The 20,751-nt window shown below is 58.8% G+C and carries 15 protein-coding genes; 9 read left to right on the forward strand and 6 right to left on the reverse strand.

The window, feature by feature from the left end:
* The 3 genes from NKI70_RS09515 to NKI70_RS09525 form a co-directional block, all read right to left on the reverse strand.
* The coding region (locus NKI70_RS09515; protein WP_352724523.1) for a calcium-binding protein at positions 1-1,304 on the reverse strand (1,304 nt) is incomplete at its 3' end.
* Between the two features lie 664 nt (positions 1,305-1,968).
* Entirely contained in the window at positions 1,969-3,078 is a 1,110-nt protein-coding gene (locus NKI70_RS09520) for an acyltransferase family protein (RefSeq protein WP_023675605.1), read from the reverse strand.
* A gap of 94 nt (positions 3,079-3,172) precedes the next feature.
* Complete coding sequence (locus tag NKI70_RS09525) at positions 3,173-3,994, reverse strand: class I SAM-dependent methyltransferase (RefSeq protein ID WP_352699390.1); 822 nt, start codon at positions 3,992-3,994, stop codon at positions 3,173-3,175.
* Positions 3,995-4,419: 425 nt separating this feature from the next.
* Here NKI70_RS09525 and NKI70_RS09530 point away from each other — a divergent pair, with 425 nt between their 5' ends.
* From NKI70_RS09530 to NKI70_RS09565, 8 genes are all read left to right on the forward strand, one after another.
* Positions 4,420-5,130 carry an AAA family ATPase gene (locus tag NKI70_RS09530; RefSeq protein ID WP_023675607.1) on the forward strand — a complete coding sequence of 237 codons (711 nt, stop codon included), beginning with the start codon at positions 4,420-4,422 and terminating at the stop codon, positions 5,128-5,130.
* An 89-nt stretch (positions 5,131-5,219) separates the two neighbouring features.
* Positions 5,220-6,503: a hypothetical protein gene (locus NKI70_RS09535; RefSeq protein ID WP_352724524.1), complete on the forward strand. Its 1,284-nt coding sequence runs from the start codon at positions 5,220-5,222 to the stop codon at positions 6,501-6,503.
* 292 nt (positions 6,504-6,795) lie between these two features.
* Positions 6,796-7,029, forward strand: a complete 234-nt coding sequence (locus NKI70_RS09540) for a Trm112 family protein (RefSeq protein ID WP_023675609.1) — start codon at positions 6,796-6,798, stop codon at positions 7,027-7,029.
* Positions 7,030-7,366: 337 nt separating this feature from the next.
* Complete coding sequence (locus NKI70_RS09545) at positions 7,367-8,590, forward strand: glycosyltransferase family 4 protein (protein WP_352569011.1); 1,224 nt, start codon at positions 7,367-7,369, stop codon at positions 8,588-8,590.
* Positions 8,587-9,843, forward strand: a complete 1,257-nt coding sequence (locus NKI70_RS09550) for an O-antigen ligase family protein (RefSeq protein WP_023675611.1) — start codon at positions 8,587-8,589, stop codon at positions 9,841-9,843. Before NKI70_RS09545 ends, NKI70_RS09550 begins: the two co-directional genes overlap by 4 nt.
* A gap of 4 nt (positions 9,844-9,847) precedes the next feature.
* Positions 9,848-11,845, forward strand: coding sequence for an asparagine synthase (glutamine-hydrolyzing) (gene asnB, locus NKI70_RS09555; protein WP_023675612.1), 1,998 nt, complete (start codon positions 9,848-9,850; stop codon positions 11,843-11,845).
* Between the two features lies 1 nt (position 11,846).
* Positions 11,847-14,066 (forward strand): GumC family protein, encoded by a 2,220-nt coding sequence (locus tag NKI70_RS09560; protein WP_352724526.1) that lies wholly within the window; start codon positions 11,847-11,849, stop codon positions 14,064-14,066.
* The gene (locus NKI70_RS09565; RefSeq protein ID WP_352576394.1) at positions 14,063-15,640 is read left to right on the forward strand and encodes a lipopolysaccharide biosynthesis protein; all 1,578 of its coding nucleotides are present in this window, start codon (positions 14,063-14,065) and stop codon (positions 15,638-15,640) included. Before NKI70_RS09560 ends, NKI70_RS09565 begins: the two co-directional genes overlap by 4 nt.
* 149 nt (positions 15,641-15,789) lie before the next feature.
* Here NKI70_RS09565 and NKI70_RS09570 read toward each other — a convergent pair whose 3' ends face one another.
* Positions 15,790-16,902 carry an NAD-dependent epimerase gene (locus tag NKI70_RS09570; RefSeq protein WP_352576395.1) on the reverse strand — a complete coding sequence of 371 codons (1,113 nt, stop codon included), beginning with the start codon at positions 16,900-16,902 and terminating at the stop codon, positions 15,790-15,792.
* A 245-nt stretch (positions 16,903-17,147) separates the two neighbouring features.
* Positions 17,148-17,858 carry a helix-turn-helix transcriptional regulator gene (locus NKI70_RS09575; RefSeq protein WP_023675616.1) on the reverse strand — a complete coding sequence of 237 codons (711 nt, stop codon included), beginning with the start codon at positions 17,856-17,858 and terminating at the stop codon, positions 17,148-17,150.
* Positions 17,859-18,144: 286 nt separating this feature from the next.
* On the opposite strand from NKI70_RS09575, the gene NKI70_RS09580 reads away from it, so the two are divergent.
* The gene (locus NKI70_RS09580) at positions 18,145-19,884 is read left to right on the forward strand and encodes a PAS domain S-box protein (protein ID WP_352724527.1); all 1,740 of its coding nucleotides are present in this window, start codon (positions 18,145-18,147) and stop codon (positions 19,882-19,884) included.
* A 183-nt stretch (positions 19,885-20,067) separates the two neighbouring features.
* Here the strand turns inward: NKI70_RS09580 and NKI70_RS09585 are convergent, their stop codons facing one another.
* Complete coding sequence (locus tag NKI70_RS09585) at positions 20,068-20,745, reverse strand: LuxR C-terminal-related transcriptional regulator (RefSeq protein ID WP_023675618.1); 678 nt, start codon at positions 20,743-20,745, stop codon at positions 20,068-20,070.
* Positions 20,746-20,751: the final 6 nt, after the last annotated feature.

The following is a 20,751-nucleotide window of genomic DNA, read 5'->3' on the forward strand; positions in this document are numbered from 1 at the left end:
GCGCCGGAGGCGGCGGTAGTAGTCGAACTGCCGTCGCTGGCGAGGAGGGGCGACAGCGCGGTCTTGCCATGACTGCCATCGCTGGTGGTAGCGCCGGAGGCGGCGGTAGTAGTCGAACTGCCGTCGCTGGCGAGGAGGGGCGACAGCGCGGTCTTGCCATGACTGCCATCGCTGGCGGTAGCGCCGGAGGCGGCGGTAGTAATCGAACCGCCGTTGCCGGCGAGGAGATGCGAAAGCGTGGTCTTGCCATGATTGCTATCGCCGGTGGTGGCTTCGGAAGGGGCGGTGGCAGTCGAGGTGCTGCCGCCGGTGATGGTCTCGGCCGGGGCTGTGGCGGTCGAGGTGCCGCCGCTGGAGGTGGCTTCGGAAGGGGCGGTGGCGGTCGAGGTGCCGCCGCTGGAGGTGGCTTCGGAAGGGGCGGTGGCGGTCGAGGTGCTGCCGCCGGTGGTGGCTTCGGAAGGAGCGGTGACAGTCGCGGTGCTATCGCCGGTGGTGGCCTCGGAAGGGACCGTCGCCGTAGAAATGGGATCGGTGGCCGCAGCTTCGGAAGGAGCAGTCCCGGCGGTGCTGAGATTGTGTTGCCGGAAAACGGCCTGCAGTTCCGGGGAGCTCTCAAGCGCGGTGTCGCCTCGCTGTGAACCCCAGGCGTACGCGTACTCGAAGGCGGGTGACGGAACCAGCTTGGCCCAGTGGTCCATCATGGTTTCCATCTGGGCGGCGGTGGGCACCACATATTTGCCACCCATGTCGGTGTTATAGTCGCCACCGCCAAACGTCTGGTAGCCTGGAATGATCTTGCTCGTCGGGATGCCCGATGCCTGAGCGGCAGCGACGAATTTGTCGATCATGTTGTAGTCGACCGCGCCATCCGTGCGGACAGGATAGACATCCACGCCGTAGTAATCGATACCGGTATTGGCGGGATTGTACGTGCCCGAAAAATCCGGATTCGCCGACGTCCCCAAGCTCATCATCGTGATGTAGGTCTTGGCGTCCGGCACATTGGCGTGAATCCAGTCGGATTCTGCCTTCAGATTCGCGGCGGAGGCGTAGGTGCCCCATTGGCCGGTGGGATCCGGCTCGTCGACAAGGAAGAATCCGAACAGCTTCGGATTGCCGATGAAAGGCGTGATCTTGTCGATAAAGGACGACGTCGCTCCGTCAGTTTCGTTGAGGTAGACCAAGCCCTTCATACCGTCCGGCAGCGCATTGAGTTGGTCAACAGATGAAACGTCGGCCAGATTGAATCCGGCTTGCGCAATTTCCGTGCCCGATCCACCTGACGTGTAATGCAGAGTTGTCATCCAATATTCCTTTTTCTGTTTCGACCGTGCCTACTTACAGACGGCGTATATTAGCGCCAAATCACATACCGACACCCTCTGACAGAAATATTGAGGTTTGAAGTAGGATTGAGCGTTGGAGGGGCGCTCCCTTCGAACTCGTTTCCGCAACGGTATCGACGACCAGCCAAGGATGGTTCTATTCGGGATAAGACTCGGCTGACTTGATCCGACCGTGTGGAGCTTGGCTCGAATGGCGAGGTCGAGAAGCCGTCCGACGCAGGACGGCCGGGAAATCTGAAAACCAGACCAAAAACAAAACCCGCCTAGCGGCGGGTCGTCAGTGCGAATCTGCACCGTACCCAAATTACTAGCATAGCTGCCGGCACAAAGCAAGAACAAAATGTGACACAATCGACGAAGCTGCCGATCTAGACGGCGCTTCTCCGAAATGCGAATGCGCCTCGCAGCCGGCATTGCCGCAACAGCGGTGCCGTGCAACATCGGCGGCTTGGAAGGAACCCCGGTGCTGTCTCGCCTGATCGCCGGCCTGCTGCTCGCCTGCGGATTGACCCACAGATCATGTATTCGCTTGCGCAGGCGTCGTGGGGCTACCCAGTTGCCTTTTCCGCGAGGCGACGGTTGGACTCAAACATCTTCTGCGGCATCCGCCGAAAGCTCCTGATCATGACGTTCGCGCGGAAGAGGTTGGCCGGATTGGCCGCGAGGCTGGTGCAAGGCGATATATCCCAGACACCAGGGCGCGGACGAGCGGCTTGCGTACCGGCGTCTCGATGAAGCGCCAGACGATAAAAGAGGCAAGGAGGACCCCGGCCAACACGACGAAGAATGCGGCGTTCTTGCCGACATGAGGCGCCAGCGCGTTAAGCGAAATGTAGCCGATATACTGGTGCAAAAGATACAGTGGATAAGTCAACCCTCCGAGCATCATGATAGCCTTGGATGGAGCAATCACGGAGCGGAGCAATATCGCGCCAGCGAAGACTCCGTAGACCACTATATTGGCAGCGAGGAGGGCCGGATACGAAATGGCTGCGCCAAAGTGCTCCTGCATCCAGTTATGAGAGAACATTGCGGTCTGGCAAGACACCAGGAACGCGACGGCAAGAAACAGGAACGCAGCCGGTGAACGGCCCCTTGCAACGATGTCTTCCGCGAGGATGCCGGCGGCAAACAAAGGCGCATAGTTTGTAATGAAGAGAATGCGTATCACCGGGTTCCCAAAGAAGAACTCGTTGGTTGCCGAAATTGCGAGCCAGATGGCCGCGATGGGTATTTTCCAGCGCTGAAAGGCGCCGGCAAAGATCAGCACTGCAACCCAGCCGTAAAACAGGATCTCGAGCATGATCGACCAGTAGACGCCATCCATGGACGGCCTGCCGAAGAGGCGGGCGAACATGGAAAGATTGGCTACATAGGTTGGAACATCGGTCGGAAAACGCTGATCTTTGGCGACGACGAGAACAACAAACGTCGCGGTCATGCAGACGAGGAATCCGGGATAAAGCCGGGCGAAGCGGGCGACCGCGAATTCCTGCCAGGTTCGACCTTCGGCCGACCACGCGATGACGAAACCGCTGATCAGGAAAAACAGATTGACGCCGAGATAGCCGTAGATGGCGTAAGGTGCTGCGGCAGGATATTCCACGTCGAGATTGCCCGCGATCGCGCCGCCAAAAAGATAGTGAAAGAGCACGACCGCGAGGGCTGCAGCTAGGCGCAGCAGGTCGAGTGATGGCATGCGCGCCGGAATGGCCTTGCCTGCCGGTTCCACAGCTACCTCCCGCAGCCGTTTCAGCTTTTGACAACCATCAGCGGCCTGATCCGCAATACCAGTGCTAACGCGAAGACTGCAAACCGGCGGCAGGTCAAGCCTTTACCTTCTCAAGTACGAACAGCTGCTCGCAGGACAGGAACCGCAGGACGCTAAAAGAGCGTACCAGCTTGAGCCCCGCCGCCGCGAAATCCTGTCGTGCAACGGTGAGATTGACGGGATGAGGCGCCGACATCCTTCCGGTGATCATCTTCCGCAGCCTTAGCCGTATTCTCTGGAGGCGGGTGCCAAGGCCGTAGGATACGATCAGGCGACGGCTGGCAACGCGCGCGAGCTCAATGATAATGTCGCGCCTGAGATGTGGCGGGATAAGGTGAATGAGGCGAAGGCAGACCACCGTATCAAAGCTTTCGTCGGCGAACGGCAGCTGCGTCACGTCACATCGGATGAATCCCCGAAATCCTGATTGACCTTCATATGCTGATTTAGCCAAGGCCATCATTTCCATTGAAATGTCTGCAGCCAGCACCCGACAATTATGCTGGCCCAGCACGCCGGCCAGCTTCCCGGTTCCGCATGGGATATCGAGCACCTGAGATGGAGGCGGGCTGCACCTCTCCAGCGCCTTGGCGATGCAGCGTTGCTCCCGTCGCGCAATGACGTATGACGCAACGGTGGACAGCTTCAACCGGCCTGCATAGCCGTTCAGGTACCAGCTCGCAAAACTCGGATCTTGATATCTCTGTTTTGTCGGGAGCTCATAGGCCGCGACTGCCGCGACCTTGGCGTTGTAATTGGCAGGTATAGCCGTATTTGCCGCTGCCGTCTGATGTGGCTCGAGGTTCTCGCTCATATGCCTGCTTTCATACGATTTCTCCTGCAGATGAGATCGAAGATTTTTGTCCGACACGTTCATTGGATAGCCGACCAAGCTGCCCTATTGGCGATAGAGGGGATAAACGGCCAGTTGGCTGCGTCCATCACAGAGAAGGTTTCCAGAAGGCTGGGTGTCTCGCATCCCTCGAACGGATGAGACATGCCGAACTCATGACTGCCGCGCCCTCGCGGAAGTGTGCTGGGGAATAGGGCTACTGCACATCCCTTTCGGAGACGGAACGGTAAACGGACGGTAGGCAATCCGGAAGGATAGTCACCGAAACGCACTCCTTCCGTTCACGATTTTGGCGTCCGTCGATATCCTAACGTGACCACACCGTCATTCATACGGATGGCGCGGATTCCTGGCTCGTCGGCTAGACATCCCAGGAAGAGATGGGCGTTCGCTTCAGCAAATGGACATGACGTCACTGCCAGTAGGCTTCCCTCAGTCTGGATTGAAAGATGATCTTGGAGCTATTTGGGCCGTCCGGTGCTGGTAAGACGACGTTAGCGTCCGAGCTGGTGCACGTTTTGCGAGCTCAGGGCTACTGTGTTGTTTTGCAGACCGGTGACCGCCGACATCCGGTTAGAAGGGCCGCCTTCAAACTGGTCTCCGGCTTGCATTCAAAGTGGATCGGACAGCGTTCTCTCGGTGCAGAAGTGCTTAAGATTCTTCCACCCAAGAATGAGCTGTGGGCGGCTCGCCTGAACTGGCATCTTGAAGCTCTTCTTCAAGCTTGGCGCGCGGCAATAGCGTCCAATGACACGATCTCAATTTTTGACCAGGGTATGGTGCAATTCGTATGTTCACTGGTTTTGTTCAGCGGCGTAACGGATCGTGAAAGGGTGTCGCGCGCGCTCGAGCTTCTACCCAAACCGGATCTGCTTGTCCGATTGCAGGCGCCAAGGGAAATTCTAGAGGTCCGTCTGAAGGAACGCCGGCGTAACCTCGGTATCATTCAGAAGTTCCTCGAAGTCGATCTGCAGAGCAGTCTTGATCATATTGACCACGTTAATCTCATTGGGGAACAACTTGGATCGTTTCCCGTGCCAACAACTTGCGTCGAAAGTTTAGATTCGAACGGGCTCACAGCTGCCACAGAAATGATAGCGCGTGGAGTAATCGACAAGTTCGGCGCGGCGCGGGCGAAATTTAAAAGAGTTGAAGCTTAGAGAGATGCGGTTTTGAAGCGTCGACAAGAAGATATCCAATAATATGGAAAATCGAATTATTGAAAAGAAACCGCGCGAGTTGACATGACATGCGCTTTTCTCGCTACCAGACTGCCTTGGCGTTGACGTTAGCTGCTGTCAGCGCGATATCCATAGTTATCCACGGGGCGGTGAGTGGAGAGGACGTCGCATCGACAAAGTTCGTCGCGCCGGTAGCCATGGACCTGCCGGATTACCTGCACGCCGCGAAGGATGCGGCATTTGGCACAACTTTCACCCGAATAACCAAACCCGGAATCCTCGGCGCCGGCATCGCATGCGGGAGCAAATATTGCAGCCACCGCTATTCGAGCGCCCAGGCCTGGAATTCGGATCAGAGCCTTCTTGTCATCAGCAACGGCTGCGGCGGCTTATGCTTCCTGGATGGGCGCACCTACGCCCCGCTTTTTCGCCGTGATCGATCGACCGAATGCGAATGGCATCCTCACGATCCCGACCTGATGATCTGCGTCGGTGGTCGGAAAATCTCGACCTGGGCGCCACGCACCAATCATGAGGAGGTCCTGTTTGTTTCGGCTGACAGTAGCAATCTCCAGTTCGGGCCATACAAAGGTAATCCAAGCCGTGATGGCAGCCGTATTGCCGTACGCGCGGTTCGCCGGGACGGCAAAGCGGTCGTCTTTGCCTACGATCTCAGACAGCGGCGGAAATTTCCGGAAATCGATCTCGCACAGCTTGTCGGGGCCAACGGCGCCTGCTCAATCTCGCCGCTGGGCGTCAACGTCTTATGCATTCAGAACCTGAAAGACGACACTGAACAGACGTTCATCTTTTCTGTTGACGGCGTTCTGCGCCAGAAATGGACTGAGCATCATCGGCCTGGCCATGGCGACATGACCGTCGATGCCGACGGCAGCGAAATCTATGTGGGGATCAGTAAGTCCGATCCAGACATATTCCAGGTGATCAAGCGAAGGCTGTCAGATGGGAAAGTCACCTCGCTCATGAGATATGGTGAAGCACAGCATGCCTCGCTCAGGTCGCTGGACAGGCCCGGTTGGGTGTTCCTTACCTATTCGGGCAATCCGGACGAAGTATCGAAATATCCGGCTTGGGCGCCGTATGCGCGGGAAGTCATCGCGTTGCGCATCGACGGCAGCGGAGAGGTCCGGCGCATTGTGCAGACGAAGAACGTTCCATTCGACTACTGGAGTGAGACCCACGCCTCGCCGTCCCCGGACGGTTCACAGGTGATCTGGTCAAGCAATTGGGGAGTACCCGGCGGCCCGGTTTACGATTTCGTCGCCCGTATTGACTGGCCGGAAGGATCAGACACTGGCTCGAGAGCATTAGCCGCGAGCGGTCTTCAATAACAAAACCTTCCGGTCGCCTATGGCGATATGGCCGATCGTGCTTGCTCCATTCACGCTTTTAACGCCTCACGTTCAACTTCGCCGCCATACGGCTCCGTTCGATGTCGATTCATTCAAACGGACGACGACAGTGGCCAAGCCTGCACCTAGCGTGATTGTGCAGTTTGCAAGGCTTATGACACTTGCCGGAATCCTACGAATTACAGCGATGACGTCGGGTGACGGCTTGTATCGCCAAGGGCGCTCGCGCCGGAGCTCACTGTTGATGTCACGGCCGAGAAAGGAATAGCAGATGGATACGGATAAGCGAGCCGAAGAGAATGCCTCTTTCAACCCTGAGTTGTTAGAATGGTTGGTATGCCCAATGACCAAGGGCTCACTTGCCTGGGATTCGGATCGCGATGAACTCGTTTCGAAGAGCGCAGGACTTGCCTATCCGGTTCGCGACGGCATTCCAATCCTGCTAGCCTCGGAGGCACGGACGATCACCTCCCGCGTGGTCAAACTTCGCGCATCCAGACGATGATGGGAGCCGCGCTAAAGTAGGCGGCTTTCCGACGACAGCCAGCAATGACAGGAAAGTGTGCCGCGGAGCGCGAGCCGTTTGTCTGCGGACCACTCTGCGCTCGGCACCCGGGCAGTGCCGACCTCTTTGATGCAACGCGCGGCGACCTGAACCGGCTGGGTACGGCGGCCCGCTGCCGGGACAGGGTTTGCGTCATTTAAACAGACGAGGACAGTGGCAAGACCTGCCCCTACCGTGACCTGGGCGAGATGGGTAGCGAAACCAACACCATGAAAGCAAATTCAAGGGCCGGCCACTTCGCGCGATCGGGCTACAGCGAACGGTCAGGAGACGCAGGATGAATCCGCATCTGGTGTGTGTCGGAGGCGAGGATCATGCCCTGCGAATTCCGTTCTTGATGTCGCTGCGAGAGAAGGGATTCCGTGTTACTGCGGTGTCGAGCGGCGGTGAAGCCGCATTCCTGCGGCATGGCATTCCGCATCGCAGCTACGGTTTCGACCGATTTTCCAGCAGCAGCGGAGAATGGGCCGCCATCAGAACCATTCGAAAGCTGATGGCGGAACTCCGGCCGGACATTATCCAAAGCTTCGACACCAAGCCCAACCTGGTGACGCCACTTGCGGTGCGCGGAAGCGTTCCAGTCGTGCGCACTATCAACGGTCTGGGCTGGACGTTCTCGTCCCTGGAACCGCGCGCCCTTGCCCTGCGCCCAATCTTTTGCGTACTGCAATGGCTTTCGTCGTTATGGACGGCGGCTACGGTGTTCCAGAATCGGGACGATCAGGCATTCTTTGAACGCTACCGACTGATCGGACGCGGCAGCGGACGAGTGATCCGCAGTTCTGGAATCGACGTCGATGCGTTCGCCATGGCAAGGCATCTTGCCCCGTCGGCGATGAAAATGCGCGAAGAGCTTGGGCTCCAATCCGCCGAGATCGTAATTTTTGTCGGCCGGCTAACGCGCCAGAAAGGCATCCCGACACTCCTCAAGGCAGTCCCTCGCATCCTGTCGGAAAGGCCCAATGCCCGTTTCGTGCTTGTCGGCCCATTGGAATCCGAGGGCCCATTTGCAGTGGACAAGGCTGAGATCGATCGACATGTGCCGCATGTCATCGCCTTGGGTCCACGACGCGACGTTCCTGCCCTTCTTGGCATGGCCGATCTGTTCGCCTTTCCAACACAATACCGAGAAGGGATTCCGCGCGTCCTGCTGGAGGCAGGGCTCGCGGGATTGCCTATCGTCGCCTCGATGATGCCTGGTTGCAATGAGGTGGTCGAGGACGGATGGAACGGCCATCTCGTCCCCCCGCACGATGCGAACGGCCTTGCCTCTCGAATTATAGAGGTCCTGTCCGACCGCCGGAAAGGACGGACCATGGGCGCTCGCTCTGTCGAGCTCGTCCGGACGCAGTTCTCGCTGCCCTGGGTGGTCGAGCAATATTGCGATCTCTACGACAATGTCCTTAGTGCCAAATCCCAGGGCGGCTTCGCTCGACCGGCATCGCCGGTGTTGCTTGAAGAGCCTGCTGCAAACCGCGGATCGGGTGGAGCGCGCCGATGATCCGGGACGCGATCCTGGCCTGCGGCGTGGCCATGTCGTATGCGGCGCAGCTCTCAGTTCCGGGCTTGCCCTTCGGCTATGGCGAATTGTTTCTCGCGCTTTGGATCATGCTGTCGATCGGGCGGGTGCTCGCCGGCGGTCACTTGGTAGTCAGGCCCGCCCTGATCCGTGTTGCGGGCTTCTGGCTGATCATCACGCTCGCTCTGGGTATTGGCACCATCGTTGGCTACCTGACCACGGTACTGTATCTGTCGGTGGTGATGCACGATGGGGTAGCCTACCTGCTGCTGATCTGCGTCACCTGCCTGGCCGCCGCGGAGCCCGACGCGGATCGCCGTCTGCGCAGTGCTGCCTGGTGGGTGGTCGCGATTGCGAATGCATGCTTTATTGTTCAGCTGGCACTTGGATGGGGTTGGATCCACCAATCCGGCGTCGATCCCTGGTACTGGGATCGCTTCCGAGGCTGGTCCGAGAACCCCAACCAGCTCGCGCTCTATTGCGCACTCCTTGGTCCGCTCGCCTTGCATCTTGCGACGACTACAAGCAAGCCGTGGGCGAGGTTGGCCGGGCTCAGCAGCCTTATCCTGATCATCTATGTCGGAAGGCTGACGAAGAGTGATACCTATCTTTACACGACGGTCCTGGTCGGCCTGATATTTCTTGGGCTGCGGGTTCGGACATGGCTCGCAGCCGGTGACGGCAAGGTCAGCCTGTCCCGGCAAGTTACCCTCCTGCTGATGATTGGCTTCCTTCCGTTGGCCATGTCGATGACGCCTTACATCGTCACGGAGGTGGGCAGCGTCGAACAGTTCGCCTTGAGTCTTACCAAGGACAAGGGCGGCGAAGCGACCGCCGAAACCGCTGCACTTCGAATCCATCTCTGGGGAGATGCATTGGGCAAGGGCCTAACGTCAGGATCCCTGGGCCTTGGTCCTGGCCCGCATCTGGAGCGCCCGCCCATTTCCTACAGCCAATTTCTGCCCCGGCCTTTCGAGGCTCACAACACGATTCTCGATCTGTACACTCAAGGTGGTTTGGTTGCGGTCCTGGCCCTGGCCTGGATTGTCGGCGCGGCGGCTTTATGCGCATGGCGTGCGAAGCTCGATGCCCTGTTCGTGCTGGTGGTGTCGATCGTCATCTTCGGAATGCCACATCTGATCATCCGCCATCCAATCGTGTGGTTTGCGCTTACCATTTGCCTTGTTGCCGGAACGCCGCGAACGATTTCGGCAACCTCTAGCGACCTGAGGTGATGGCATGTGTGGGATTACCGGAATTCTCCTTGCACCCGATGCCGCCAACATCAAACCGCTCAGGGCAATTGGCCAGATGACGACGGCCCTTCGTCATCGTGGGCCTGATGGCGAAGGCTTCTGGATCAATCGCGAAGCCGGCATTGCCTTCGGCCACCGACGTTTGGCTATAGTCGACCTATCGGAAGCAGGACGCCAGCCGATGCATTCGGCAAGTGGCCGATATGCCATTACCTTCAACGGCGAGATCTACAATTTCCGCGATCTGCGCCGCGAGCTTGAAGACGCTGGCCATCGGTTCCGTGGCGCCAGCGATACCGAAGTGATGCTGTGCGCAATCGAGAGCTGGGGTCTCGACACCGCACTCACGCGCTTCGCTGGCATGTTCGCATTTGGATTGTGGGATCTAAAGACCAGGACCCTCCATCTCGCCCGCGACCGAATGGGCAAGAAGCCGCTCTATGTTGCTGCAACGCGCGATGCGCTCGTTTTTGCCTCCGAGTTGAAGGCAATCCATCGTTTTCCAGGTTTCTGTCAGGAGCTCGATCTCGACGCGGCCGCGACAATGCTTTCGAAAGGATGGGTACCGGGAAACTGTTGCATCTGGCGAGGCGTGTTCAAGCTACCTCCGGGCTCGGTCCTGTCTGTGACGGCGGCGGATTTTGCCGAGGCGCGCAGCGCCGCATCCCTTTCGCAACGCGCCCGACACTGGTGGTCGCTGTCTGAAATCGCCGCGAACGGTCGACAGAATCCAATCGCCGGTACCGACGAAGAACTGACCGATGGACTCGACGATCTGCTTCGACTTGCCGTCCGGGAACGCATGATAGCCGATGTGCCGCTGGGTGCCTTTCTGTCTGGTGGCCTCGACAGCTCCACGGTTGTGGCGCTGATGCAGGCCCAATCGCCAAAACCGGTGCGCACATTCACGATCGCTTTCGGAGAAGGCGGGTTTGATGAGGCTCCCCACGCGGCGGAGGTCGCGCGGCACCTGGGCACCGATCATACTGAACTCCACCTTTCAGCAGCCGCTGCGCGTGAAGTCATTCCGGAACTGCCGCGGATCTGGGATGAGCCGTTCGCCGATGAATCGCAGATACCGACTTTGCTCGTGGCGCGGCTCGCTCGCCAGCACGTTACGGTGGCGCTATCAGGCGACGGTGGCGATGAATGCTTCGCCGGTTACGCTCGTCATTTCATGGCTGCGCGGTTGAAACGACAGCATGCGCTGCCGTCGCCGCTGCGTCACGCGCTTGCTGCAGGGGTCGGATTGCTGGCCCGTGCAGCGCGTCACGATTTCGTCGGCAAGCTGCCGCTTTCGGCGAGTGGACGGCACGCGCTGCGGAGCGACCGGCTGCATCGCCTCGCTCGGCTGCTCGCTGCGCCAGATGAGGACGAATTGCATCGACGGCTGACCGGAGCATCGACCGGGAGCCTCGCACTCCACACGCCGCCCACATCAATTCAAGGGTCCCCCCGGCTTGATGGCCTGCTGTCCCGTCTCTTGTACGACGACATGGCCGGTTACCTGCCCGACGATATATTGGTGAAGTTGGACCGCGCCAGCATGGCCAATAGCCTCGAAGGCCGGTGCCCGCTTCTCGACCATCGGGTTGTCGAATTCGCCTGGCGGCTGCCGGCACATGCGAAGGTCCGCAATGGCAAAGGCAAGTGGCTTCTTCGTCAGCTGCTTAGCCGCTATGTTCCGCAACGGCTGATCGACCGGCCGAAGCAGGGTTTCGATGTTCCCATAGCAGTCTGGCTGAGCGGCCCGTTGCGCATCTGGGCCAGCGATCTAGTCGCCGATATACGCCTCTCCGGAGATGGGATCTTCGACTTTGCGAAGGTCGAAACCTGCTGGCGCGACCATCTTGACGGAAGACAGGATCATTCTCGCGATTTGTGGCCCGCGTTGATGTTCCAGGCCTGGCGCAACGAGGCCGGGCGGTCCGCCGGGCCGGCAACGGGCATGTCCACAGCGCTCGAACTGACAGGAGTATGAGATGGAAGGTTCCATAGTCAGCCGAATTCACCTTCCGCGCGCCACTGAAATGCACGTGCCGACGCGCGAGATCAATCCGCGCATGAGGCCATTCCTGCGCGAACAGGTCGACGCGCAGAGCCCCTTCCATCAACTCCTCATTACCATCGCGAGGAGAAAATGGTTCCTGCTTGCAATGGTGATTTTGGGCGGAGTGTTGGCTGGGCTTGCGGGTTTTGTGCGTCCTGTCCTGTTCGAGGCGACCGCACAGGTGATTGTCGATGCTCCGGGCAGGAACGCGGCTCCCGGAGGTGCGGATTCTGCTCAGGAGATGCTGGATGCGAGCATTGATGACCACTTAACCATGCTCTCTTCGCAGGGGCATCTGCGTCGCCTGGTGGCAGCCCTACGCGAGACAAAGATCGGCAACATTGCTGAGCAAGGTGATGATGTCGGAAATTCCCGCGCCGCCCCGGTAGGCGGCAACCTGCAGAACATACGCACCTTCGCAGCTGGTCTGCTAGAAAGGATTTGGCCGCAGGGCAGGCCGGAGGCGGCCGATGCAGCCGAACTCAAGGCATTGCGGAAGGGCATGAGGGTTGGACAGGAACTGAGATCAAGGGTGATCACCGTCGGCTTCACCGACGACGATCCGGCGCGAGCCGCCCTGGTGGCCAATACGTTCGTCCAAGTATACATCGACGATCTCGCACAGAAGCGCAGGGCGTCAGACAGGCTGGAACTCGCCTCGATCGTCGCCAGCCTGCCGGTCGTACAAAGCGACCTGGCGAAAGCGACCGACCGCCTGGAAAAGTATCGACTGAGCCATGGCGCGGTCGATCAAGGTGCGGCGGATAACGCTGCCAAGGAGACAGCCGAACTTAGTCAGCAGATATCCTTGTCGAAAGCGGATCTCTCAGCGACGGAATCTCGCCTTCAGCACATCGAGGCTTTGCGAGAGGAAGGAGCATCGGTGGCGGCGTTCGCCGAAGCGATCGGGTCTCCGGTATTGGCCGACATGGCGGCCCGCCAAGCCAACGACAATGCGGATGCGGGCCTTAGCACTGCGATCAACGGCGAGATCGAACAAGGCACTGCTCGCATTGCGGCGGAGGGGAACATCTACCGTGCCCAGATCGCTGCTCTGGAGGGCCGTAAGAATGTGCTCGATGCGGTGGTGGCCGACACAGCCGGCCGGCTTTCCGGCTTGAGTGCGCTCGAGCCGCAGGTCAGCATCCTGACGCAGCGATACAACCAGCTTCTCACCCAACAACAGGATCTGGTGCAGCGCATCGCAACTCCCTTGCCCGGGGTCTCGATCCTTTCAGCGGCATGGCCGCCAACGAATCCAAAAACCCTGCCGCCCATCTTTCTTATTCCGCCCGGCATGATCGTGTTTGGCCTCATTGGCGGGGTCTTCGTCTTGGTCCGCAGCCGTCTCAATCAGACCTTGCGCGGCGGGGCCGAAGCTGAAGCCGCGCTCAGGGTTCCGTGCCTGGGGCTGATACCGGAAGCGCCCACAATTCACGCGAAACGACTACAGCAGCTGGTTCTCGGCCAGCAAAACTGCAGCTACAGCCGAGCCGTCACTTCTCTCCTTGTCACCGTGGCTCTCAACAAAGCGAGAGGCCGTGCGTCGCACGTCATCCTCGTCACGTCCAGCGTCCGGCATGATGGCAAGACCGAGCTCGCATGGAGCCTCGCCTTGGCAGCTACCCGACTTGGGGGACGAGTGCTTTTTCTCGATCTTGATGGCACGGGCGCCCGCCTCACGAACGAGTTTCTGAACGAATTCGGTGCGTTCAAGCCGCATAAATCCTTTGGAGACTATATGAGCGACCGTTGTCCGCTGCACGATGCGGTCACGGGAATGCCTGAAATTGGAATCGACTTCATGGCACTCGCACCATCAGAGGATCTGCTGCCGCAACTGTCCATGATCGACGGGTCCCTGGTCACAGATGAGCTGCGCTCGATGTACAGCATCGTCATCATAAATGGACCGCTGGGACTTGGAGGACCTGAGGCCAGGCTACTGACGGGCTGGGCTGACGCAGTTCTTTTCGCTGTTCGCTGGGCCAGGACGCGTCGCAGCATCGCGCGTGGTGTTCTGCAGTTGCTGACGGAGGACGAGACGGCTCAGGTCCCCGTAGGCAGCGTTCTCACGCAGGTCAATCTTAGGAAACACGCCGGCTACCGGTTTGGGGACAGCGCGGATCTCTTGCTCGAGAGAACATCATGAATGTCACATGCGGGATTCCGCGTAACGACCGCCACGGCATTCGACCTGTCGAGCGGAAGATAATATCGACGATCTCGCAGTCCGGAGCAGGGTCCGCGGCCAAAGGCGATCAAGGCGAAGAAATGCGCGACGCCGGCGCAAAAGACATCGACGATTTCAGCGATCCGAAGCTCGCCCGCTTCCCTGCGGCCTCCGTTGCTCCAACGAATATGGTTTTGCCGCACAAGGAGGACACGGGCCGGGGTCTCGGCTATGCCAGCATCTTCGCTCTTTTGGTCTATATCGGGGGTGCGGGCTTGACCAGCTTGGCGCAGTTATTGATTGCGCGCATCGTTGGCTCCACCAGCTATGGCATTTACTCCTATGTTCTGGCCTGGACCTCGGTGCTTGCCTATCTTGCAACGCTTGGTTTCCATGTATCCTTGTTGCGTTTCGTCTCCGCCTACAGTGCCAAAGGGCGGCTTGACCTGGTACACGGCGTAATCAGGTTTGCTCTGCAGAGGTCGCTGGCGGCGGCGACACTATTCGGCATCGTTGGCGCCGCCTTGATCTTTTTCTTTTCAGATCCTTCTCACAAGGAGCTTCAAATCAGCCAGCTGCTAGGCATGGCAGCAGTGCCTTTGGTCACCGCCTACGCTTTGGGCGCAACACTTGTTCGTGCTTTCGGCGGCGGTGTCTCGGCCCTCCTGCCGGAACGCATAGTGCGCGACGGCCTCTTGTTGACGTTGCTGGGAATGGCGGGCTTATCCGGATCATGGACCCCCAACGCACCCTTGGTGATGCAGGCGGTGCTGGCAAGTTCAGCCATCACGGTCGGCCTGGTGTTCGTCATGGCGACAAAATTTCAGCCGCCTGGCTTGCGGCAGGTTCAGCCAGGCGACGAGTCGCGGGAATGGTGGTCCGCGGTTCCGCCAATGATGCTCATGGCTGGGCTCGATGTTTTCATCAGCCGGGCCGGAGTCATGGTGCTGGGCTGGACGCATCACATTCGCGAAGCAGGCATTTTCGCATTGGGATTGAACGTCGCCTTGCTTGTGAGCCTTTCCCTGGTTGCCGTCTCTACGATGTTTGCGCCGACAGCGGCTGCCCTTCATGCCCGAGGCGATCGGATGGCTCTGCAGCAGCTGTTTTCACGGGCCGCCCTACTTTCCTCTGGTGGGGCTCTAACGATGGCCATCCCGATGCTTGCGATTATTGAACCTCTGTTGAGCTGGTTCGGCGGGGATTTCAGTACCGCGGCACCCGTCGCGCGGATACTCATTCTCGGATATGTCTTTGTCGCGCTGTGCGGACCCCAGATGCTCCTCTTGATGATGACCGGAAACGAATGGGCGGCAGCCGCAACCATGATCGTCGGCGCTGCGGCCAGTATCATAGGCTGTGCCACAGGAATTGCGCTCTACGGCGCGCCGGGCGCCGCAGTGGGCCTCGCGCTTGCGTTGGCGATTTGGAATGTGGCGATGTCGATCTACATCAGCAAACGGCTGAAAATTATCCCTGGGCTGATCTTTGCGCTAACATCGTTCAGAACGCACGCAGTCGAAGGCCAGCGGCGACATTGGTTCCTGCGCTGATTTGAGACCGTCGCGCCCCGATACGCGACGGCATCAGCGTTCAGGAATTTCGAGTCCAGGGTTGTGTGGGATAGAGGCTGGCGAGTGCGGCTTTGTGGCCGACGCGTTACACGCCGAGTGGCAGATCATCGCCCGACAGGGCCCGCGGCCTACACGGTGGCCTCATTCACCAACGTCTGTTGCCGTACGCTGGCCGCGGCATCCGTTCCATGAAAGTCCCGGTACCATTCGACAAAGCGTCGCACTCCGTCCTCTAGCGGTGTTGCCGGGGCGAAGCCGACGGCCTGGCGAAGATCGCTGACGTCGGCGCGCGTCTCCAGAACGTCGCCAGGCGGCAACGGCACATCCACGCGAACTGCCCGGCTGCCAAGAGCGGTCTCGATGATCGAAATCAGCCGGTTGATCTCCTCGGGCCGGTCGTTGCCGATATTGTAGACGCGATACGGCGCGGAACTTGTGGCAGGGTCGGCGGTGCAAGGGTCCCAATTCGGATCCGGCTGCGGCGGTGTAGCAAGTGCTCGAACCACGCCCTCAGCGATATCGTCGATATAGGTGAAATCTCGCCACACGCGGCCGGCATTGGCTACTTCAATTGGTTTGCTCTCGACGATCGCGCGCGTGAACAAGTAGACGGCCATGTCGGGCCTGCCCCAAGGGCCATAAACGGTGAAGAAGCGCAGTCCGGTCACGGGCAGGCCGAACAAATGGCTGTATGAATGCGCCATGAATTCATTCGAACGCTTGGTGGCGGCGTAGAAGCTGACGGGATGATCGGCGCCGTGATTTTCGGAAAACGGTATGGTTCGATTCAAGCCGTAGACGGAGCTCGAAGAGGCGTAGACGAGATGACCGACGCCATGATGCCGGCAGCCCTCAAGGACGTTGAGAAACGCCACTATATTCGATTGCACATAGGCGTGCGGGTCAACAAGTGAATGACGCACGCCGGCCTGAGCCGCGAGATGGACGAGGTGTGAGGGGCGAACGTTTGAAAACAGCAACTGAACGCGCGCGGCATCCGCCAGATCCATTCGTACCGGCGTGAACTTCGCCTCGCTACAGAGGCGTGCAAACCGCGCTTCCTTGAGCCGCAGATCGTAATAGGGCGTGAAATTGTCGACGCCCACGACTTTGACACCAAGACGCAAAAGCCGTGAGGCCACGTGAAAACCAATGAAGCCTGCGGCGCCGGTGACGACGATCGGTCCTGTCCGTGCAAGTTTCTTCACCGCGCGGTCCGAACGGGATCGAGCGATTTCCATCTTCTCCGCTGCGGCAAGGACAGAATCGCTGCATAGATCGTTGTCCACTTGTCGCCTTTCGAAATCCGTTCGACAGTACCGAATAGCCGGTCCGGGATTGCGGCTTCCGATATTTACGCTGGCGCATCGAACCTAGTGGAGTGCGCAATGCGGTGCACGACCTGCCAAGTCATGACACGCCAACTTGCGTAGTTTGAATCCCGGGCGGATGCCGACGTCCGGCGATTGGATCTAAGTGGCCGGCCTTACGGCAGGACCGAAATACGCCCAAGAAGGGCCACCAGTTCCGCCTGGCGTTTTGTTTCGGTCTTGGCGAACAGCGAGGCAAGCTGGGAACGGATCGTGGTGCGGCTGAGACGCCAGCTGCGAGCGATCTCCAAAGGTGCGTCGCCCTGGGCCAAGCGCAAGGCGAGGTGCGTTTCTGCGCTCGTCAAGCCAAACATTCTTTGCAGCGTCCGAGGATTTGGCCCCGACCTGTTGTCGCGATCCAGCAGCGCCACAATGCTCGTTCCGTCGGGAGCGATAACGCCGTTCTCGTTCAGTATCACCGGTCGGTCGCCCCTGCTGCGGATCACCACCCAAGACAACGAGCCCGGCAGGAATTGGCCCGGAACATTCGCGATCAGCCGCCTTAGGGCGGCCGTAAGTCCGCTCGCCGTGTCGGCCGCTTCGCCCTGGCGCTCAAGCGTGGTTTGGGCGGCTGCGTTCCACTCGACTACTTTTCTTTCGCGATTCAGCACGAGATAGCCACAGCCAATGCGATCAAGCACGCCGGTTATGGATTCCAGACTGCGGCCTTTTGGTTCGGCGAACCTTGCGTCCAATGGATCCGATGCGCGATCGGGAAGGTGACCAGAAGAGGGCCGCGTATTCCGCGCTTCAAAATCATACTTGGTCCTCGTAACAATGTACCGATTGCTCGAAGAAGCATCGACCTGTCTATCGATCAGATTCATTTTCTACCCCTAACCCAAAGTTTCACACGCCCGAAATAAGTATTCGGGATTCATGTAGTCTTCTATGTGTAGCTGGATTCTAGTCTTCTATGCGCTGACGGATAATACGTTCATCACCACCTTGAAAACTTAATATGATCCGACAGTTCTAAGGCAGCTCTTAGGCCCCGCTGCGTCCGATAAAATGCGCGCTATGATAGCGGTATGGCAATCCGGCAGTGGTACTAAGCTGTACGTTTTTTGCTCTAGTCTCGACGGGCTAGTCAGAAGGTTGTAGTCTGTGTCCATGAGCTCGCAGTCGCGCAGGTCGAATTCGAACCCGTCGGGCAGATTGCTAACTCATATTGCCTCTGCATCGGTGTTAGCTGCCACACTGATATTTGAAATAAAATCGTCAGCCTATATTGGGCAAGGCGCCAGTTTTCTGGAATTTATTCCGGCTATTATTATTATCGCCTATCTCGAAGACCGCGTACCGGCGCTCGCTGCGACCATTCTGATGGTGGCTGTCGGGCTGTGGGCACGAGGACACGATCAGATTTCAAGTGGAGATTGGGCACGCGCAATCCTGCTTCTGGTTTCGGGAGGCGTGATTGCCATGACCTTCCATCGTCTGCGGCAGGACTTGCGTGAGTTGCTGGAAGTCGCGGAGGCCAGGCTCGCTGCCGTCGAGGCGACCGAAAGCCGCTATCGTTGGGCCTTCGAACGTGCTGCCATGGGATTCGCGAACACCAACAAGAAAGGTGAGTTGCTGCAGTCCAACAGACGCCTTTGTGAGATGACCGGGTACAAGGAGGAGGAGCTTGCCCAACTGCAGCTCGATACGCTCGCCCATCCGAACGACCGGGATACCTTGGCGCAATTGCTGGCGAGGCTGGGCAATGACATTTCTTCGTTCGTTTCGGAGGTGCGTCTGTCACGAAAGGACGGTACGGCATTCTGGGCCAGGCTAACGCTTTCTTCGTCCGTGCCCGAGGGTGGCCTCTCGGAGAGCATCTTCGTGGTGGTCGACGATATTTCGGAACGACGCGCTGTTCACGAAGCGCTTCGGGCCCAGAAGGAATGGCTGGACCTCGCTCTGTCTGCTGGACGCTTGGCCACGTGGCGCATAGACCTTAAAGGCGGGATAGTCACGGGCTCGGACACGTTCTGGGACATTCTCGGCCTGGCCCAGGCCAATAGCCGCAGTTTGGAGGAGCTGTCAGCTGTCGTTCATCCGGCGGACTGGCCAAAGCTGGCGGCATCGAGAAAGGCCGCACCATCGGTCACGAATTACGATGTTGAGATACGCGTCCGCCGACCGGACGGACATATCCGCTGGGTTGCGCTGCGCGGAAGGGAGGAAAGACATGATGATGGTGGACAGCGGCTTGGAGTGGCTGCCGACCTGAGCGAGAGACGACAAACCACGCTGCTGCGCGCCGCGGCAAAGAAGCGGGAGCGCATCATGCTCGAACAACGTCACAGATTCGGCAACGTTTTCGCGGTGATCACGGCGCTCGTGAAAATGGTCGATGTTCCCGGAAACAACGTCGCCAAATACAAGGAAATGCTGATCGACCGGATACGCGCGCTCGAGGCAACCCATCTGCTTCTTTCACGCAACGGCAGCGTATCGGGGGCGATAAACGATCTCGTTGCGCAAGAATTGCACCCATATATTGGAACACGTGCGATATCGGTCAGCGGTCCTTCCGTGGCGATGTCGGGAGGCGCCGCCGAGAGTTTTGCAATGATCGTTCACGAGCTTGCCACCAATTCCATGAAATATGGAGCGCTTGCCGATCCAAAAGGCCGGATCGACGTAAGCTGGACGTTCGCACCTGAAGAAACAGGCAGTGATATCGTGTTCGAGTGGGTGGAATCGGGGCGGCGTAGGACCTCAAGCGTAGTCCGTCATGGCTTCGGTTCCATGATAATCGGAGTGGATGGAGCGCCGCTTGTCGGTCACTCTCCCAGGCTGGAAATGTCGGACCAAGGGTTGCGGTATTCGCTGCGGCTGTCACGCAAGGAAATCGGATTGTAGTGCAGTGCTCCAATCGGAAAGCAGATATCTAAAGGCAAGTCGCGCTGAGCGGCCTTTGAGATGCGCAGGGTTCCTTCCAAGAATGTCGTCGGCTCAAAGCTGCGCCTCGGCTTTGGGATATGCAGTAAAATGCATGAGGAGTCTTGGGACGCCGTTTGCACGTCCAAAAGGACGCGCGGCGCTCTAGCTGGCATGTCTCGAAAGCCAAGTCTTCAGCATAACGGCAGCCTCGGTCCGATTGCGTACCCCCAATTCACGCAGAACCGCAGCAGCGTGGATTTTCGTGGTCGCCTCTGCGATTTCCAGATCGCGCGCAATTTCCTTGTTTGAATAGCCTTCCGCCATCAGCTTGAGGACTTCCTTTTGCCTCGAAGTCAGCCTGCCAAGGTTGACGCCAGCGGTACGCCTCTGTGGGCCTTTGTCGTCGGAATGGGTATGCGCGTGGGTTGTTTGCGTCGCTCCCGGGCGTGACAGAAGTGCAGGAACATAGATGCGGCCGGAGAGGATTTCATTGACGGCCAAAACAACCTCTTCGTCCGTCTGCGATTTTACGATGTAGCCGTGAAGTCCGATCGACAGAGCCGTGAGTATTTCCGAGCGTGAATCGTTTCCGGAAACGATCGCAAATCGCGTGTCCGGATAGGCAGACAGGATCCCGCCGAGCACTTCTTGATTGAACAGGCCCGGCATATTCAGATCCAGGATCGCAAGATCCACGAACGACTGCTCTGCCAGCAAACTGAGCACCGCGTCGAAACAGGACGCTTCAAAGATCTCCACACCTGGAATGCCTGCGGTCAGTGCCAATCGCAAGCCGCGACGATACAAGCCGTGATCGTCGGCGATGACGATTCGATACATTGAACT

This window comes from Mesorhizobium sp. M0500, assembly GCF_040321165.1.
In the GTDB taxonomy this organism is placed as follows: domain Bacteria; phylum Pseudomonadota; class Alphaproteobacteria; order Rhizobiales; family Rhizobiaceae; genus Mesorhizobium.

What these genes read in the sequence shown, in the direction of transcription:
- NKI70_RS09565 (WP_352576394.1), top strand. Translation starts at nt 14,063, where the DNA reads ATGAATGTCACATGCGGGATTCCGCGTAACGACCGCCACGGCATTCGA.
- NKI70_RS09585 (WP_023675618.1), bottom strand. Translation starts at nt 20,745, where the DNA reads ATGTATCGAATCGTCATCGCCGACGATCACGGCTTGTATCGTCGCGGC.
- NKI70_RS09580 (WP_352724527.1), top strand. Translation starts at nt 18,145, where the DNA reads ATGAGCTCGCAGTCGCGCAGGTCGAATTCGAACCCGTCGGGCAGATTG.
- NKI70_RS09550 (WP_023675611.1), top strand. Translation starts at nt 8,587, where the DNA reads ATGATCCGGGACGCGATCCTGGCCTGCGGCGTGGCCATGTCGTATGCG.
- NKI70_RS09570 (WP_352576395.1), bottom strand. Translation starts at nt 16,902, where the DNA reads ATGGAAATCGCTCGATCCCGTTCGGACCGCGCGGTGAAGAAACTTGCA.
- NKI70_RS09540 (WP_023675609.1), top strand. Translation starts at nt 6,796, where the DNA reads ATGGATACGGATAAGCGAGCCGAAGAGAATGCCTCTTTCAACCCTGAG.
- NKI70_RS09525 (WP_352699390.1), bottom strand. Translation starts at nt 3,994, where the DNA reads ATGAACGTGTCGGACAAAAATCTTCGATCTCATCTGCAGGAGAAATCG.
- NKI70_RS09575 (WP_023675616.1), bottom strand. Translation starts at nt 17,858, where the DNA reads ATGAATCTGATCGATAGACAGGTCGATGCTTCTTCGAGCAATCGGTAC.
- NKI70_RS09545 (WP_352569011.1), top strand. Translation starts at nt 7,367, where the DNA reads ATGAATCCGCATCTGGTGTGTGTCGGAGGCGAGGATCATGCCCTGCGA.
- NKI70_RS09560 (WP_352724526.1), top strand. Translation starts at nt 11,847, where the DNA reads ATGGAAGGTTCCATAGTCAGCCGAATTCACCTTCCGCGCGCCACTGAA.
- NKI70_RS09530 (WP_023675607.1), top strand. Translation starts at nt 4,420, where the DNA reads ATGATCTTGGAGCTATTTGGGCCGTCCGGTGCTGGTAAGACGACGTTA.
- asnB (WP_023675612.1), top strand. Translation starts at nt 9,848, where the DNA reads ATGTGTGGGATTACCGGAATTCTCCTTGCACCCGATGCCGCCAACATC.
- NKI70_RS09535 (WP_352724524.1), top strand. Translation starts at nt 5,220, where the DNA reads ATGCGCTTTTCTCGCTACCAGACTGCCTTGGCGTTGACGTTAGCTGCT.